General features: G+C 53.5%; 14 protein-coding genes. 10 read left to right on the top strand and 4 right to left on the bottom strand.

The window, feature by feature from the left end; all coding sequences use genetic code 11:
* The first annotated feature begins 12 nt into the window (after window positions 1-12).
* Complete coding sequence (locus tag VW41_12205) at window positions 13-966, top strand: AraC family transcriptional regulator (GenBank protein AJZ89743.1); 954 nt, start codon at window positions 13-15, stop codon at window positions 964-966.
* On the opposite strand, the gene VW41_12200 is transcribed toward VW41_12205, so the two are convergent.
* Entirely contained in the window at window positions 960-1,550 is a 591-nt protein-coding gene (locus VW41_12200) for a cob(I)alamin adenolsyltransferase/cobinamide ATP-dependent adenolsyltransferase (protein AJZ89742.1), read from the bottom strand. The genes VW41_12205 and VW41_12200 overlap by 7 nt on opposite strands.
* Entirely contained in the window at window positions 1,547-2,308 is a 762-nt protein-coding gene (locus tag VW41_12195; protein ID AJZ89741.1) for a 3-oxoacyl-ACP reductase, read from the bottom strand. Before VW41_12195 ends, VW41_12200 begins: the two co-directional genes overlap by 4 nt.
* 257 nt (window positions 2,309-2,565) lie before the next feature.
* Between VW41_12195 and VW41_12190 the strand changes: the two genes are divergently transcribed.
* Window positions 2,566-3,615 (top strand): peptidase, encoded by a 1,050-nt coding sequence (locus VW41_12190; protein ID AJZ89740.1) that lies wholly within the window; start codon window positions 2,566-2,568, stop codon window positions 3,613-3,615.
* A gap of 37 nt (window positions 3,616-3,652) precedes the next feature.
* On the opposite strand, the gene VW41_12185 is transcribed toward VW41_12190, so the two are convergent.
* Window positions 3,653-3,904 carry a hypothetical protein gene (locus VW41_12185; GenBank protein ID AJZ89739.1) on the bottom strand — a complete coding sequence of 84 codons (252 nt, stop codon included), beginning with the start codon at window positions 3,902-3,904 and terminating at the stop codon, window positions 3,653-3,655.
* A 400-nt stretch (window positions 3,905-4,304) separates the two neighbouring features.
* Between VW41_12185 and VW41_12180 the strand changes: the two genes are divergently transcribed.
* The 3 genes from VW41_12180 to VW41_12170 all read left to right on the top strand — a co-directional run bounded on the left by VW41_12180 (window position 4,305) and on the right by VW41_12170 (window position 11,883).
* Entirely contained in the window at window positions 4,305-6,902 is a 2,598-nt protein-coding gene (locus VW41_12180; GenBank protein ID AJZ89738.1) for a DNA topoisomerase I, read from the top strand.
* Between the two features lie 198 nt (window positions 6,903-7,100).
* Complete coding sequence (cysB, locus tag VW41_12175) at window positions 7,101-8,075, top strand: CysB family transcriptional regulator (GenBank protein AJZ89737.1); 975 nt, start codon at window positions 7,101-7,103, stop codon at window positions 8,073-8,075.
* Between the two features lie 1,132 nt (window positions 8,076-9,207).
* Window positions 9,208-11,883 carry an aconitate hydratase gene (locus VW41_12170; GenBank protein ID AJZ89736.1) on the top strand — a complete coding sequence of 892 codons (2,676 nt, stop codon included), beginning with the start codon at window positions 9,208-9,210 and terminating at the stop codon, window positions 11,881-11,883.
* Between the two features lie 51 nt (window positions 11,884-11,934).
* Here VW41_12170 and ribA read toward each other — a convergent pair whose 3' ends face one another.
* The gene (gene ribA, locus VW41_12165; protein ID AJZ89735.1) at window positions 11,935-12,525 is read right to left on the bottom strand and encodes a GTP cyclohydrolase; all 591 of its coding nucleotides are present in this window, start codon (window positions 12,523-12,525) and stop codon (window positions 11,935-11,937) included.
* 205 nt (window positions 12,526-12,730) lie between these two features.
* Here ribA and VW41_12160 point away from each other — a divergent pair, with 205 nt between their 5' ends.
* The 5 genes from VW41_12160 to VW41_12140 all read left to right on the top strand — a co-directional run bounded on the left by VW41_12160 (window position 12,731) and on the right by VW41_12140 (window position 16,377).
* Window positions 12,731-13,495, top strand: a complete 765-nt coding sequence (locus VW41_12160) for a phosphatidylglycerophosphatase (protein AJZ89734.1) — start codon at window positions 12,731-12,733, stop codon at window positions 13,493-13,495.
* 140 nt (window positions 13,496-13,635) lie between these two features.
* Entirely contained in the window at window positions 13,636-13,941 is a 306-nt protein-coding gene (locus VW41_12155) for a membrane protein (protein ID AJZ89733.1), read from the top strand.
* Between the two features lie 6 nt (window positions 13,942-13,947).
* Window positions 13,948-15,117, top strand: coding sequence for a tetratricopeptide repeat protein (locus VW41_12150; GenBank protein ID AJZ89732.1), 1,170 nt, complete (start codon window positions 13,948-13,950; stop codon window positions 15,115-15,117).
* Between the two features lie 196 nt (window positions 15,118-15,313).
* Window positions 15,314-16,051, top strand: a complete 738-nt coding sequence (locus tag VW41_12145) for an orotidine 5'-phosphate decarboxylase (protein ID AJZ89731.1) — start codon at window positions 15,314-15,316, stop codon at window positions 16,049-16,051.
* Window positions 16,051-16,377, top strand: a complete 327-nt coding sequence (locus VW41_12140; protein AJZ89730.1) for a translation initiation factor Sui1 — start codon at window positions 16,051-16,053, stop codon at window positions 16,375-16,377. Before VW41_12145 ends, VW41_12140 begins: the two co-directional genes overlap by 1 nt.
* Window positions 16,378-16,446 lie beyond the last annotated feature (69 nt).

The following is a 16,446-nucleotide window of genomic DNA, read 5'->3' as shown; positions in this document are numbered from 1 at the left end:
ACAGGGGGCGCCGTGTTTTCTTTTTCAGCCATTCATGCCGGGAAGGCAATTACAGAGGGACGGCAACTGAACGCGAGCGGCTATGAGCTGATTGCTTTCGATGCCGATAAGCTGAATGTTTTTGCCGCAGAGGTGCGTTACTGCGAGCCTCACTGGCACCCGGCGCCTGAACTTGTGACCGTCCTTACGGGGCGGTTTACCCTGTCCGTAGGTATGCAGTCGATTGAACTGACGCGGGGTGGAATGCTCTATATTAATGCCCAGGACGTTCACTCGCTGTGTGCGGAGGAAGAGGGCAGCACGCTGGTCACGGTGCAGTTTTCCTCCGGCCTGTTCGACGAATTACACCCGGCGCCAGACATTGACTGGTGTCGTCCGGGCGGCGTGACGGACAGTGCGGACAGGCTGGTGCATCAACGGCTGAAAACGCTGCTTGAACACCTGATAGACGACCGCGCACCCTTCCAGCGTATTGCCGCAATTTATTTGCTGCTGGATGCGCTTGTCACCGCAGGTAAGCCGGGGGGCCGGGTCGACAGTACGGAGCGTGAAGTGGCGATGATCAAAAAAGGGATTGAGTTTATTAATCAGCGATTCGATCGGCCGCTCAGTCTCACCGAGGTCGCCAGCTACATCGGGGTCAGTTACTCATGGTTTTCGCGGCAGTTTAAGAAAGTGAGCCGCCATAACTTTAAAGAATACCTGACCCTGGTAAGGCTAAATAAAGCCCGCATGCTGCTCAGAGATACGCGGTCACCTATCACCACCATTAGTCACGCCTGCGGTTTTCAGGAGCATAAATACCTGATTGCCGCGTTTAATAAGTATTGCGGTCTGACGCCAACGGAATACCGAAAACGCTTTGTTTCCCGCCTGGCAGCCACCGACAGCAAGCTGGCGCTGGGGGAAGATTGCCTCTGCCTGCCGCTAAATGCGGAGCTGCTTAAGCGCCTGGAATTTCAGTAATCAATGCCGATTTGCGCCTTTACTCCGGCGTCAAATGCATGCTTCACCGGACGGAGTTCGCTGACCGTATCGGCGGCATCCAGAATCTCGCGATGGCACCCGCGTCCGGTGATAATCACCGTCTGGTTCGCAGGGCGGTTGGTGAGCGCGTTTAATACTGCATCTAATGGCAGATAATCATAGGCCACCATATAGGTGAGCTCGTCGAGGATAACCATATCCAGTGTGGCATCCGCCAGCATCCGCTTGCCGTGCTCCCACACCGCAAGGCAGGCGGCGGTATCCGTCTCCCGGTTCTGCGTCTCCCAGGTAAAACCTGTCGCCATCACCTGAAATTCAACCCCGAGTGGCTCCAGCAGATTACGTTCGCCATTCGGCCACTGGCCTTTGATGAATTGAATCACGCCGACTTTTTTGCCGTGGCCTACGGCCCGGGTGGCGGTGCCGAATGCGGCGGTTGTCTTGCCTTTGCCGTTACCGGTGAAGACGATCAAAATCCCGCGTTCCTGCTGGGCTTCTGCAATCCGGGCATCAACCTTTTCTTTCTGGCGCTGCTGCCGCTGCTGATAACGCTCCTCGCTCATTCTGAAATCCCGGGTTTACGGTTGGGCTGGGCATCAAAACTCATGCCGGTTTTACGGCGGCTGTCGTCGCCCATCAGCCAGAGATAAAGCGGCATCAAATCCCGCGGCGTTTTCAGCTTGGCCGGATCTTCGGTAGGGAAGGCGCTGGCGCGCATCGCCGTGCGCGTACCGCCAGGGTTAATACAGTTTACGCGTAGGTTGTGCGGCTTATATTCCTCTGCCAGGACCTGCATCATGCCTTCAGTGGCAAACTTTGATGCGGCGTAAGCGCCCCAGCCGGCACGCCCCTGGCGACCAACGCTTGAGGTGGTGAACACCAGAGAGCCGGATTCGGATTTGAGTAATAAAGGAAGCAGCGCCTGAGTCAGGAAAAAAGTCGCATTGACGTTGACCTGCATAACGGCCTGCCAGGTATCCGGATCCTGCTTATCCATAGGCACGACATCGCCAAGAATACCGGCATTATGCAGCACGCCATCCAGGCGAGGAACCAACGTGGCGAGCTTGTTTGCCAGCGCATGGCACTCTGCCGAGGTGGCGGTAGCCAGATCGAGCGTGAACCAGTGCGCGGGCAACAAACCGTGAGACTGAATTTCGCCGGCAACGGCGCGGAGCTTTTGCTCATTGCGGCCCAGCAAAATCACCGAGGCGCCAAAGCGCGCGTAGGTAAGGGCGGCGACACGGCCGATGCCATCGCTGGCGCCGGTCACTAAAATAATGCGATTTTTCAATAAATTATCTTGCGGCTGATAATGCATGGCTTTGTTCCTCGCGTGATGCAATCTGCTCACGTCTTATTTCTCATTGGGTTACCCGGCTTTATGCCTTAAAGACGGGCGTATTTCAATCAGTCAGCCGGAGACAATGCTGAGGATTAACATTTTGCAAAAATTTCCCGGCACCAATTCTTTTAAGGAAGCGCTCTTGCAGCCTTTATAGTTACTTACAGACGAACGTGTGCCTGCTCGGGTACACTGACAGACATTAACAATGCTTAGTGATAAAGGCGGTAAATGTGGATCTAATTGCTGACTATGGACTTTTTTTAGCTAAAGCGGTAACCATCGTGGTGGCAATTGGTGCCGTTGCCCTCATTCTGGTAAACGTTGCGCAACGCAAGAAACAGGGGCGCGGTGAGCTCAGGCTGACGAATCTGAGCGAGCAGTATCAGGATGTGCAGCAGGAGATGCAGGTCGCTATGCTTGACCCGCATCAGCAGAAGCTGTGGCTTAAAGAAGAAAAGAAAAAACTTAAGCTGGAGGCTAAGCAGGCCAAAGCGCGAGCCAAACGCGGGGAGAAAGCGAGCTCGGGCAAGCCGACGCTGTATGTGCTCGATTTTAAAGGCAGTATGGATGCCCACGAAGTGAGCTCCCTGCGTGAAGAAATTACCGCCGTGTTGTCCGTGGTTAAGCCAAAGGATGAAGTTCTGCTGCGCCTGGAAAGTCCCGGCGGCGTGGTGCATGGCTACGGGCTGGCCGCATCGCAGCTCCAGCGCTTACGGGAAAAAGAAGTACCGTTAACCATTGCGGTAGATAAAGTGGCCGCTAGCGGCGGGTATATGATGGCCTGTGTTGGCCAACGCATTGTGGCTGCACCATTCTCGATTATTGGCTCGATTGGCGTTGTCGCCCAAATCCCGAACTTCCATCGCCTGCTTAAGCGCAATGACATTGACGTTGAGCTGCATACCGCCGGGCAGTACAAACGTACGCTGACCCTGCTGGGCGAAAATACCGAGCAGGGGCGTGAGAAGTTCAGGGAAGACCTGAACGAAACGCACCATCTGTTCAAGCAGTTTGTCAGCAGTATGCGGCCGGCCCTTGATATTGAAGCGGTGGCGACAGGCGAACACTGGTACGGCACTCAGGCGAAGGAAAAAGGGCTGGTGGATGACGTGGCAACCAGCGACGACCTGCTGCTGGGGATGATGAAAGACTTTGACGCGATTAACGTGCGTTATCTGCAGCGTAAAAAAGTGATGGATCGCTTTACCGGTAGCGCGGCAAACAGCCTTGACCGCCTGCTGTTGCGCTGGTGGCAGCGTGGCGAAAAACCGCTGGTTTAAAGCAACTAAAGCGAGGCTGTTTAGCCTCGCTTTTCGTTTAGTCCCGCAGAGAATATTTTTCCGACAAGACGTGAGCCAGGTGTTTAAACATATTGAACACCGCCGTGCTCTTCGCGGTCGGCAAACCTTGTTCGTCCAGGAAGTATTCCCCACTAAAGACCAGCACGCCGTTTTTCTGTTCCACGCCGGTGGCTTCCATCCCGTGCAGGAAATCCTCATGTTCACGAATGATTTTGTTCGCCTCTGCGAGGAGGGATTCGCGGTCAATAGGCTGAGTCGTCTCTTGCATGATGTTCTCCTTAAAAAACTGGCGCTAGTTTACGTCCGCTTTGCGCCAAAGGGCAAATTTTCCCTGTAAACACTGTGGCCTTAAAAAAGTTAACCGTGCTGGCGGGATCGGGTATTGCATGCTAATAAAGTTGCGTAACATATTTTATCAGGTAGAGTGTGACGCTTTCGCAAATCTGGCAACAGAATTGCTTGACATTCGACCAAACTTCCGTCGTGCTATGCCACTTGCTTGAGATTTTGACCCTTCAATACCCGATGAGTGAGCTGAGGGTGTTGCAGGTTATTGAAAAAAAGAGTTGATCTCCTTCTACACTGCCGCAATATAAAAAAGCGCGTCGCCAGTGGAAGGTGAAAATTTGCGACGTATTCCTGGAAGAATTAAATAGGTAAAGGTGAAAATGGGTAAAGCTCTCGTCATCGTTGAGTCCCCGGCAAAAGCCAAAACGATCAACAAATATCTCGGAAATGACTACGTGGTGAAGTCCAGCGTCGGTCATATCCGTGATTTGCCGACCAGTGGATCAACCACCAAGAAGAGCGCTGACTCTGCCGCCGCCAAAGGGACCAAAAAGGTCAAAAAGGATGAACGCGGAGCGCTCGTCAACCGTATGGGTGTCGATCCCTGGCATAACTGGGATGCTCATTACGAAGTGCTGCCGGGCAAGGAGAAAGTGGTCTCCGAGCTGAAATCACTGGCAGAAAAAGCAGACCACATCTATCTCGCAACCGACCTTGACCGCGAAGGGGAAGCCATTGCCTGGCACCTGCGGGAAGTTATCGGTGGCGACGACACTCGCTACAGCCGCGTAGTGTTTAACGAAATTACTAAGAATGCGATTCGCCAGGCGTTTGAAAAGCCGGGTGAACTGAACATTGATCGTGTGAACGCCCAGCAGGCGCGCCGCTTTATGGACCGCGTTGTGGGCTACATGGTGTCTCCGCTGCTGTGGAAAAAGATTGCGCGTGGCCTGTCTGCCGGGCGCGTTCAGTCCGTGGCGGTTCGCCTTGTGGTTGAGCGTGAACGCGAAATTAAAGCTTTTGTCCCGGAAGAGTACTGGGAAATCGACGCCAATCTGTCGACGCCGAAGGGCGATGCGCTGCCGGTGCAGGTGAGTCATCATAAAGACAAGCCTTTCCGTCCGGTTAACCGCGAGCAGACCATGGCGGCCGTTAGCCTGCTTGAAAAAGCACGCTATACCGTTCTGGATCGCGAAGACAAGCCAACCAGCAGCAAGCCTGGCGCGCCGTTCATTACGTCCACGCTGCAGCAAGCCGCCAGTACTCGCCTTGGCTTCGGCGTGAAGAAAACCATGATGATGGCACAGCGTCTGTACGAAGCGGGCTACATTACCTACATGCGTACCGACTCTACTAACCTGAGTCAGGATGCGGTGAGCATGGTTCGCGGCTATATCGAAGAGAACTTCGGTAAGAAATATCTGCCGGCGGACGCTAATCAATACGCCAGTAAGGATAACTCTCAGGAAGCGCACGAAGCGATTCGTCCTTCTGATGTGACCGTGTTGGCGGAAGCGTTAAAAGACATGGAAGCGGATGCCCAGAAGCTTTATCAGCTGATCTGGCGCCAGTTTGTTGCCTGTCAGATGACACCCGCGAAATACGATTCCACCACGCTGACGGTAGAAGCCGGTGAGTACCGCCTGAAGGCGCGAGGCCGCACGCTGCGTTTTGATGGCTGGACGAAAGTGATGCCTGCGCTGCGCAAGGGCGACGAAGATCGTACCTTACCGGCGGTGGATCCAGGCGAGTCTCTGACGCTGGTTGAATTGCTTCCGGCCCAGCACTTTACCAAGCCACCTGCGCGTTTCAGCGAAGCGTCGCTGGTGAAGGAACTGGAAAAACGCGGTATCGGCCGCCCATCCACCTATGCTTCTATCATTTCGACCATTCAGGATCGTGGCTACGTGCGCGTTGAGAACCGCCGTTTCTACGCTGAAAAAATGGGTGAAATTGTTACCGATCGTCTGGAAGAAAACTTCCGCGAACTGATGAATTATGACTTCACGGCGCAGATGGAAGACAGCCTGGACCGGGTGGCAAATAATCAGGCCGAGTGGAAAGGGGTGCTGGACAACTTCTTCACTGATTTTAGCGGCCAGCTTGAGAAAGCTGAGCAGGAGCCGGAAGAAGGCGGCATGCGCCCGAACCAGATGGTTCTGACCAGCATCGACTGCCCAACCTGCGGCCGTAAAATGGGGATTCGTACCGCGAGTACCGGCGTATTCCTCGGCTGTTCTGGCTATGCGTTACCGCCGAAAGAGCGCTGCAAAACCACCATCAACCTGGTGCCTGAGAACGAAGTTCTTAACGTGCTGGAAGGTGATGATGCGGAAACCAACGCTCTGCGCGCCAAGCGCCGCTGCCAGAAGTGCGGCACGGCGATGGACAGCTACCTCATCGATCCGAAGCGTAAGCTGCACGTCTGCGGTAACAACCCGACCTGTGACGGCTACGAAATCGAAGAGGGCGAATTCCGGATCAAGGGTTATGACGGCCCAATCGTTGAGTGCGAGAAGTGTGGCTCAGAAATGCACCTGAGAATGGGGCGTTTTGGCAAGTACATGGCCTGTACCAACGATGAGTGTAAAAACACCCGTAAGATCCTGCGTAACGGCGAAGTCGCGCCACCGAAGGAAGATCCGGTGCCTCTGCCGGAGCTGCCGTGTGAGAAATCGGACGCCTATTTCGTGCTGCGTGATGGTGCCGCCGGCGTCTTCCTGGCCGCGAACACGTTCCCGAAATCTCGTGAAACGCGTGCCCCGCTGGTGGAAGAACTGCACCGCTTCCGCGATCGTCTGCCGGAGAAGCTGCGTTACCTGGCCGACGCCCCTCAGGAAGATCCTGACGGTAACAAAGCGTTTGTCCGCTTTAGTCGTAAAACGAAGCAACAGTATGTTGCTTCCGATAAAGACGGCAAAGCGACCGGCTGGTCAGCCTTCTTCGTTGACGGCAAGTGGGTCGTGGGCAAGAAATAATACGGCCTGAACCTGAGAAAACCGGAGCTTGTCTCCGGTTTTTTTATGGCGCTTTATATAACTCGTTTATTATCTTTTTATCCCATCTATACAAAGTAGCTATAACTGATATAGTGAGTAAAGCAATGTCAATTTTCGTTTTTTCTGCGTCTTAACCCCGCCCATTGCGCCGGGGCCTTTGACCCTGGACGGTAAGCTATGAAATTACAGCAGCTGCGTTATATCGTTGAAGTCGTGAACCACAATCTCAATGTCTCCTCTACGGCAGAAGGGCTTTATACCTCTCAGCCGGGGATCAGTAAGCAAGTTCGTATGCTGGAAGACGAACTCGGGATCCAGATCTTCGCCCGAAGCGGGAAACACCTGACCCAGGTGACGCCCGCCGGACAGGAAATCATCCGCATCGCCCGTGAAGTGCTGTCGAAAGTCGACGCCATTAAATCCGTCGCCGGAGAGCACACCTGGCCTGACAAAGGTTCGCTCTATGTGGCAACCACGCATACCCAGGCCCGCTATGCGCTGCCAGGCGTGATTAAAGGCTTTATTGAGCGTTATCCGCGGGTTTCTTTGCATATGCATCAGGGTTCGCCGACACAGATTGCAGAGGCGGTTTCCAAAGGCAATGCGGACTTTGCTATCGCCACCGAAGCGCTTCATCTCTATGACGACCTGGTGATGCTGCCTTGCTATCACTGGAACCGTTCCATTGTGGTCACGCCGGACCATCCGCTGGCTTCGAAAGAGTCGGTTAGCATCGAAGAGCTGGCGCAGTATCCGCTGGTGACCTACACCTTTGGCTTTACCGGTCGCTCAGAGCTGAATACCGCCTTCAATCGTGCAGGGTTAACGCCGCGGATCGTCTTCACCGCGACCGACGCCGATGTGATTAAAACCTACGTTCGTTTAGGGCTCGGGGTAGGGGTAATTGCGAGCATGGCGGTGGATCCGATTTCAGACCCGGATTTAGTCCGCATCGAAGCCCAGGGCGTATTTAGCCACAGCACCACGAAAATAGGTTTCCGCCGCAGTACTTTCCTGCGCAGTTATATGTATGATTTTATTCAGCGTTTTGCGCCACATTTAACCCGTGACGTGGTCGATACCGCCGTAGCATTGCGCTCGAACGACGATATTGAAGCGATGTTTAAAGATATCAAATTACCGGCCAAATAATTTCCCAGGGTATCTTCGGTGAATCCGGAGATACCCGAGCCATTATTAAACAAGAATTAAACGCATTTCTTTGCCTATTCCCATCCCCGCAAATAAGCCACATCCTGTTAATGGTTATTGTGTCGCAATTAAGAGACACAGCTAGTAAATAATTCGTAGTTGCGCAAATCTGGTGTTTCGATTATTTATTTCAGGTCAAAAGATTAAATCTTTTCTCCTGGTTATTGCGCAATTTTTCTGGCTTTTGAGCTAGAGTTTCTTTAGGATTAATCCCAACTGGCGATTAGTTATACCAATTGTTTGGAATGTTACGATAAGTGGTGTCGATTGTATGAGGCTAGCAATGTCATCAGGAAGTGAGGAACCGCAGCAGGATCCGGCTCTGAAACGCAAAGCATGGATTGCGGTGTTTTTGGTTTCAGCCTTGTTCTGGCTGGTTGTGGCGCTGGTTGCCTGGCATTTTTGGGGGTAGCTATGTCTACTCGGGATAGGGTTCCTGCACCCAAGGTCGTGGTCCGCAATAGCGGTAAACCGCGAAAAGAAGAAAAAAAAGAGGAAAACACACCACCTGAAGGTTGGACGCTGACGAAACAGCAGCAGGCCTTTATTGATTTGTTTTCCGAAGACGACAGTAAAAAACAATAAATTCGTTATTGAATCGTTTATTTTCTCCGCGGCCGAAAAATGCATTTTATTTACCGCAGAGCAACATGTTATTCACTGATAATTACACACAGCAATACATTCTGGTGACTGCTTAATTAAGCAGTCTGTTTGCATACAGTAACATTGAGCTAACCTTATGAATAATCATAGCGCCGTGAAATACTGGTCCTGGCTGGGCGCTTTTACGCTGTCTGCCTTGTTCTGGGTCGAAATACTCCGCGCCTTCGCTAATTAACCTTTTTTGTGCGGTACTCGCTGTTACCGCCTGACTGCGTTAAATAATTTGCCTGGCTTTGCCTCTCGCCCCGACCTCATTGTTGGGGCGTTTGTTTTATTACCTCTTCTCCCATAGCGCCATTTATCAATTTGGGTTGTTATCAAATCGTTACGGCAGGTTTGTGTTATCTTTAATAGCGACCCTGCAGATAATCAGGGCAATCGCTATCCCTGTCATAAAGGAGGAGCTATGTCGTTAACCCTACGCGAAGCCAGTAAGGATACTCTACGGGCGCTAAATAAAACCTGGCACTATTACAGCCTGCCGCTGGCCTCAAAAGAGCTTGGGGATATCAGCCGTTTACCTAAGTCGCTAAAAGTCTTACTGGAGAACCTGCTGCGCTGGCAGGATGAAGACTCCGTCACCCGCGAAGATATTCATGCCCTTGCCGGCTGGCTCAAACAGGCCCATGCCGACCGCGAAATCGCCTACCGACCTGCCCGGGTACTGATGCAGGACTTCACCGGCGTACCGGCAGTGGTTGACCTTGCCGCCATGCGTGAAGCGGTGAAACGTCTCGGCGGAGATGTGGCCAAAGTTAACCCGCTTTCCCCGGTCGATCTGGTGATTGACCACTCGGTGACCGTCGATCATTTTGGCGACAATGATGCCTTCGAGGAAAACGTTCGCCTTGAGATGGAGCGTAACCACGAGCGCTATGTTTTTTTACGCTGGGGGCAGCAGGCGTTCAGCCGCTTCAGCGTCGTCCCGCCGGGGACCGGCATTTGCCACCAGGTAAACCTTGAGTATCTGGGCAAAGCCGTCTGGAGTGAAGAACAGAACGGCGAACTGGTCGCTTACCCTGACACGCTGGTGGGTACCGATTCACATACCACGATGATTAATGGCCTGGGTGTGCTGGGCTGGGGCGTGGGTGGGATCGAAGCGGAAGCGGCGATGCTTGGCCAGCCGGTCTCTATGCTGATTCCGGATGTTGTCGGCTTTAAGCTTGAGGGCAAACTGCGCGAAGGGATCACCGCCACGGACCTGGTACTGACCGTCACCCAAATGCTCCGTAAGCATGGCGTGGTCGGTAAATTCGTGGAATTTTACGGTGACGGTCTTGATTCACTGCCGCTTGCCGACCGGGCAACTATCGCCAACATGTCTCCTGAGTACGGTGCGACCTGTGGTTTCTTCCCGATTGACGGCGTAACCCTGGAATATATGCGTCTTAGCGGCCGTAGCGAAGAGCAGGTGGCTTTGGTTGAAGCCTACGCTAAGGCACAGGGTATGTGGCGCAACACGGGTGATGAACCTGTGTTTACCAGCACGCTCTCTTTAAACATGAACGATGTTGAGGCCAGTCTGGCCGGCCCAAAACGCCCGCAGGACCGCGTCCCGCTGGGCGGAGTGCCAAAAGCATTCGCCGCCAGCAACGAGCTGGAAGTTAACGCTTCCCACAAAGATCGTACCCCTGTCAGCTATACCCTTGCAGGGCAAGAGCATGAACTGCCGGATGGCGCCGTTGTCATCGCCGCGATCACCTCCTGTACCAACACCTCAAACCCTAGCGTGCTGATGGCGGCTGGGCTGCTGGCTAAAAAAGCCGTTAGTCTGGGGCTGAAACCGCAGCCGTGGGTGAAGGCTTCGCTTGCGCCGGGGTCTAAGGTGGTGTCTGATTATCTGGCCAAAGCCAAATTAACCCCATACCTTGATGAACTGGGCTTTAACCTGGTGGGCTACGGCTGTACTACCTGTATCGGTAACTCCGGCCCGCTGCCGGATCCTATCGAGCAGGCGATTAAAAAAGGCGATCTTACGGTGGGGGCAGTGCTTTCCGGCAACCGTAACTTTGAAGGTCGTATCCACCCGCTGGTAAAGACTAACTGGCTGGCTTCGCCTCCGCTGGTTGTCGCCTACGCCCTGGCCGGCAACATGAACATCGACCTGACTAAAGAGCCATTGGGGCAGGATAAGAATGGCGCGCCTGTCTACCTGAAAGACATCTGGCCGGGCAGCCAGGAAATTGCTGCGGCTGTCGCGCAGGTGACTACCGAGATGTTCCGCAAAGAATACGCCGAGGTGTTTGAAGGCACCGAAGAGTGGCGCAGCATTGAAGTGGAGCGGTCGGCAACCTACGGCTGGCAGGCTGACTCAACCTACATCCGGCTGTCGCCGTTCTTTGATGATATGGGCGCTGAGCCAAAACCGGTGGAAGACATTCACGGGGCCAATGTGCTGGCTATGCTGGGGGATTCTGTAACTACCGACCATATTTCCCCGGCGGGGAGCATTAAACCTGACAGCCCGGCGGGACGTTACCTGCAGGGACATGGCGTCGAGCGTAGAGACTTTAACTCCTACGGGTCGCGTCGTGGTAACCATGAAGTGATGATGCGCGGGACGTTTGCCAACATTCGTATTCGTAATGAAATGGTGCCGGGCGTTGAAGGCGGTATGACGCGACTACTGCCAGGCGAAGAAGTCCTGTCTATTTATGATGCCGCAATGCGTTACAAAGAGCGGGGCATACCGCTGGCGGTTATCGCCGGGAAAGAGTATGGATCTGGTTCAAGCCGTGACTGGGCAGCCAAAGGGCCTCGCTTGCTGGGTGTCCGGGTGGTCATCGCCGAATCGTTCGAACGAATTCACCGCTCTAACCTTATCGGCATGGGGATTTTACCGCTGGAGTTTCCGCAGGGTGTTACGCGGAAAACGCTGGGCCTGATGGGGGAGGAAACGCTGGATATCAGTGGATTAAACCAGCTTAAGCCGGGCGCTAACGTCCCTGTCACGCTGACATTTGCGGACGGACGTAAACAGGTGATTGACTGCCGCTGCCGCATTGATACCGGCAACGAGCTGACCTACTTCCGCCACGACGGTATCCTGCATTATGTGATCAGGAATATGCTGAAGTAAGAAACGAAAAAGCCCCGAAAGGGGCTTTTTTTTTACCATATGAGCGTTTGATTACTCAGAAAGCAGATGGCCCATTTTGGCCGCTTTCGTATCCAGGTAGTGCGCGTTTTTCGGGTTACGGCCAACGATCAACGGTACCCGTTCAACAATGTTAATCCCTGCCTCAGTCAAAATTTCGACTTTCTTCGGGTTGTTGGTGAGCAGGCGCACGGCGTCCACGCCCAGCAGTTTGAACATGTCCGCACACAGCGTAAAGTCACGCTCGTCGGCGGCAAAGCCGAGCTGGTGGTTCGCTTCTACCGTATCGTAGCCCTTGTCCTGCAGCGCATAGGCACGGATTTTATTCAGCAGCCCGATATTACGGCCTTCCTGACGATGATAGAGCAGCACGCCGCGGCCTTGTTCGGCAATGTGGGTAAGCGCCGCTTCAAGCTGGAAACCACAGTCGCAGCGCAAGCTGAACAGCGCATCACCGGTTAAACATTCGGAATGAACACGCGCAAGCACAGGTTCTTCACCGCTAATATCACCAAAAACCAGGGCAACATGATCCTGCCCCGTGGCCACTTCTTCAAAACCCACCATCAGGAAATCGCCCCATGGGGTTGGCAGTTTGGCTTCTGCCACACGTTTAAGCTGCATGTGATTCTCCAGGTACTTATTTTGACACCTTGGTGTCTGCCAGAAGTCTGGCCTGTACGTTAATGTCAGATATTTTGCCATAACGCGCGTTCGTTCGCTTCATTGACAGAGTAAAAAGCCATTTTTGCCAATGACCACCGCGCGGTTTAACCTTCTCAGGCATTTTCGGTTATTCTTAAAAGGCTTTCATTATCATGAGGTTTTCATGCAGGCAATAGTAAAACGCATCACCGCAGGAACAATTCTTTTGTTAATCATGCCGTTAATCGTCTGGTTCAGCGGCTGGCAGTGGGCTCCTGGCGGCAATGAAAGCCTGTTAAAAGTACTTTATTGGGTCACTGAAACCGTGACGCAACCCTGGGGAGTCATTACGCATGTTATTCTCTGTGCCTGGTTTCTGTGGTGTCTGCGTTATCGCCTTAAACCTGCACTGATGTTATTTGCTATCCTCGCGGCGGCTATCCTTATAGGTCAGGGTATTAAGTCCGTTATCAAGAATAAAGTGCAGGAACCCCGGCCTTTCGTCGTATGGCTTGAAAAAACTCACCATATCCCTACTGACGAGTTCTACAATTTAAAGCGGACTCAGCGCGCGGAACTGGTTAAAGCACAGCTAGAAGGGCAGGATGATGTTCCCGGCTGGCTTCGCAGCCATTGGCAGTTCGAAACCGGCTTCGCTTTTCCTTCAGGGCATACAATGTTTGCTGCCAGTTGGGCGCTGTTGGGGGTAGGATTGCTTTGGCCACGTAGGCGGACGTTTACGCTGGTGATTTTGTTAGTATGGGCAACCGGCGTAATGGGGAGTCGCTTGCTGCTGGGCATGCATTGGCCTCGCGACCTGGCTGTCGCCACGATTATCTCTGGCGTGTTGGTCATTCTGGCAACCTGGCTGGCGCAGCGCTGGTGTGGGCCGCTCACCCCGCCGGCTGAAGAAGACCAGGAAATAACCGAACGAAGCGAAAAAGGTTGATAATAGTGTTTTAACCCCCATTTCTTATGGATTGATGGGGGTTAATGGATTCCCCGGTTTCGCCTGAAATGGTAGTTTATACCTCCGGGATTCATTTTTGGCATAGCTGAACCAGCTGTGACCACATAACGGGATGTCATGTGAAATATTTATTCATTTTCTTGCTGGTCCTCGCCATCTTTGTGATTTCTATTACGCTGGGGGCGCAAAACGATCAGGTAGTGAACTTTAACTATCTGTTGGCGCAGGGGGAATATCGGGTATCCACTTTGCTGGCGACGCTGTTTGCCGCAGGATTTGTTATTGGATGGCTGATTTGCGGTCTGTTCTGGCTGCGCGTCCGCGTGTCTCTGGCCCGTGCTGAGCGAAAAATTAAACGTCTTGAGCAGCAGGTTACCCCCACCGCTGATGTTCCGGCACCCGCTGTGCCGGCCGTGAAGGAATAATCTTTTATGTTGGAACTGCTGTTTCTGCTATTACCCGTTGCGGCCGCTTATGGCTGGTATATGGGGCGCAGAAGTGCGCTGCAAGACAAACAGCAGGAGGCCAGCCGCCTTTCTCGTGACTACGTGGCGGGGGTTAACTTCCTGCTGGCTAACCAGCAGGACAAAGCGGTGGATTTGTTCCTCGATATGCTGAAAGAGGACACCGGCACCGTTGAGGCCCACCTCACGCTAGGAAACCTCTTCCGCCAGCGCGGCGAAGTTGATCGGGCTATTCGTATCCACCAGTCGCTTATGGAAAGTGCGTCGCTGAACTACGACCAGCGCCTGCTTGCCGTACAACAACTTGGCAAAGACTATATGGCCGCAGGGCTGTATGACCGGGCCGAAGACATGTTCAGCCAGCTCATCGACGAGACCGATTTCCGCATCAGCGCGCTGCAGCAACTGCTGCAAATTTACCAGGCAACAAGCGACTGGCAGAAGGCCATCGACGTGGCTGAGCGGCTGGTCAAACTTGGCAAAGACAAACAGCGGGTGGAAATCGCGCACTTCTACTGTGAGCTTGCGCTGCAAAATATCGGCAATGACGACACGGACAAGGCGATGTCATTGCTGAAAAAAGGGGCGGCAGCAGATAAAAATTGTGCCCGGGTCTCCATCATGATGGGGCGTATTTTCATGGAAAAAGGCGAGTATGCCAAAGCGGTAGACTCGTTAAAGCGCGTGATTGAGCAAGACAGCGAGTTGGTCAGCGAAACGCTGGAGATGCTGCAGGTTTGCTACCAGCAGCTCGGTAAGCCTGAAGAGTGGGAAGCCTTCCTCAGGCGCTGTGTGGAAGAGAACAGCGGGGCGGTGGCTGAGCTTATGCTGGCGAGCATTCTTGAACAGCAAGAGGGCGCCGAAACGGCTCAGCTGTATATCAACCGCCAGCTCCAGCGCCATCCGACTATGCGCGTATTCCACCGACTGATGGATTACCACCTGCATGAGGCAGAGGAAGGGCGCGCGAAAGAGAGCCTGATGGTGCTGAGGGACATGGTTGGCGAACAAATTCGCACCAAACCGCGCTATCGCTGCCAAAAATGCGGCTTTACCGCTTACACCATGTACTGGCATTGCCCGTCTTGCCGCGCGTGGTCCACGGTAAAACCAATTCGTGGGCTGGACGGGCAATAAGCCCTCAACTTTTTTAAAACCCCATGCTTTAGTTACAACATACTCTTTAATATTTCAGTGTTGCCCACTTCAGCATCGTGCAACTTTCGCGTAGCAGGGGGCAATCGCGGCTGTAAATTTACCTGGCTGGCGAGTAGAATGCTGCCGTTTAACTTTTTTGCGCCGCGCTGGTGCCCAACAGTCAGAAGGTTTTGCCATGAACTCAACTGCGTCATCCTCCTCCCGTGTTGTCACTGAATCGCCGATAGTCGTTGCTCTTGATTATGATAATCGCGATAGCGCCCTGGCCTTTGTGGACCGTATCGACCCCCGTGACTGCCGCCTTAAAGTAGGGAAGGAGATGTTCACCCTGTTTGGCCCGCAACTGGTGGGGGATTTGCACCAGCGTGGTTTTGATGTCTTCCTGGATTTGAAATTTCACGATATTCCTAACACCACCGCCCGGGCGGTAGCCGCGGCCGCAGAAATGGGCGTGTGGATGGTAAACGTTCATGCCACGGGTGGGGCACGTATGATGAGTGCCGCCAGAGAAGCGCTGCTCCCGTTTGGCAAAGATGCCCCGCTGCTGATTGCCGTAACCGTTCTGACAAGTATGGAAGCCAGCGATCTGGTTGATTTAGGCATTACCGCCAGCCCGGCAGAGCATGCCGAGCGTCTGGCTACGTTAACCAAAGCGTGTGGCCTGGACGGCGTGGTGTGCTCTGCGCAGGAGGCCGTGCGCTTTAAGGCTGCCTTAGGACGCGAATTCAAGCTTATTACACCGGGGATTCGTCCGGTTGGTAGCGATGCGGGCGATCAACGCCGAATTATGACGCCGCAGCAGGCTCAACAGGCCGGGGTAGACTTTATGGTAATTGGGCGTCCGATCACCCAATCCGCTGACCCGGCGCAGACTCTGCGTGATATCCGCGCCTCTCTGGTGCAGGGGGCGTGATGAAAGACAATAACAGCCGCCTGGTGTATTCCACGGAAACCGGGCGTATAGAAGAACCGAAAGCCGAAGTTCAGCGTCCCAAAGGCGATGGTATTGTGCGCATTCAGAAGCAGACCAGCGGGCGCAAGGGCAAGGGCGTGTGCCTGATCGTCGGTATTGATGCAGATGACGCGACGCTGGCGAGCATAGCCGCCGAGTTGAAAAAGAAATGCGGTTGCGGTGGCGCGGTCAAAGACGGTGTAATTGAAATTCAGGGTGATAAGCGTGATTTGATAAAATCGCTGCTGGAAGCGAAAGGAATGAAAGTAAAACTCGCGGGCGGGTAATCCGCTAAAAATATTAATTATTGGGCCACGGCTAATGCCGTGGCCTTTTATTTTTACTGCTGTAAGTCA

The organism is Klebsiella michiganensis, assembly GCA_000963575.1.
GTDB classification, from domain to species: Bacteria; Pseudomonadota; Gammaproteobacteria; order Enterobacterales; family Enterobacteriaceae; genus Cedecea; species Cedecea michiganensis_A.
The sequence above is the reverse complement of the archived record's forward strand: the minus strand, read 5'-3'. Positions and strand labels throughout refer to the sequence as shown.

Bases quoted from the DNA above. Each gene is read 5' to 3' on its own strand.
- VW41_12200 (AJZ89742.1), bottom strand. From the start codon at position 1,550: ATGAGCGAGGAGCGTTATCAGCAGCGGCAGCAGCGCCAGAAAGAAAAG.
- VW41_12195 (AJZ89741.1), bottom strand. From the start codon at position 2,308: ATGCATTATCAGCCGCAAGATAATTTATTGAAAAATCGCATTATTTTA.
- VW41_12185 (AJZ89739.1), bottom strand. From the start codon at position 3,904: ATGCAAGAGACGACTCAGCCTATTGACCGCGAATCCCTCCTCGCAGAG.
- VW41_12180 (AJZ89738.1), top strand. From the start codon at position 4,305: ATGGGTAAAGCTCTCGTCATCGTTGAGTCCCCGGCAAAAGCCAAAACG.
- cysB (AJZ89737.1), top strand. From the start codon at position 7,101: ATGAAATTACAGCAGCTGCGTTATATCGTTGAAGTCGTGAACCACAAT.
- VW41_12170 (AJZ89736.1), top strand. From the start codon at position 9,208: ATGTCGTTAACCCTACGCGAAGCCAGTAAGGATACTCTACGGGCGCTA.
- ribA (AJZ89735.1), bottom strand. From the start codon at position 12,525: ATGCAGCTTAAACGTGTGGCAGAAGCCAAACTGCCAACCCCATGGGGC.
- VW41_12160 (AJZ89734.1), top strand. From the start codon at position 12,731: ATGCAGGCAATAGTAAAACGCATCACCGCAGGAACAATTCTTTTGTTA.
- VW41_12150 (AJZ89732.1), top strand. From the start codon at position 13,948: ATGTTGGAACTGCTGTTTCTGCTATTACCCGTTGCGGCCGCTTATGGC.
- VW41_12145 (AJZ89731.1), top strand. From the start codon at position 15,314: ATGAACTCAACTGCGTCATCCTCCTCCCGTGTTGTCACTGAATCGCCG.
- VW41_12140 (AJZ89730.1), top strand. From the start codon at position 16,051: ATGAAAGACAATAACAGCCGCCTGGTGTATTCCACGGAAACCGGGCGT.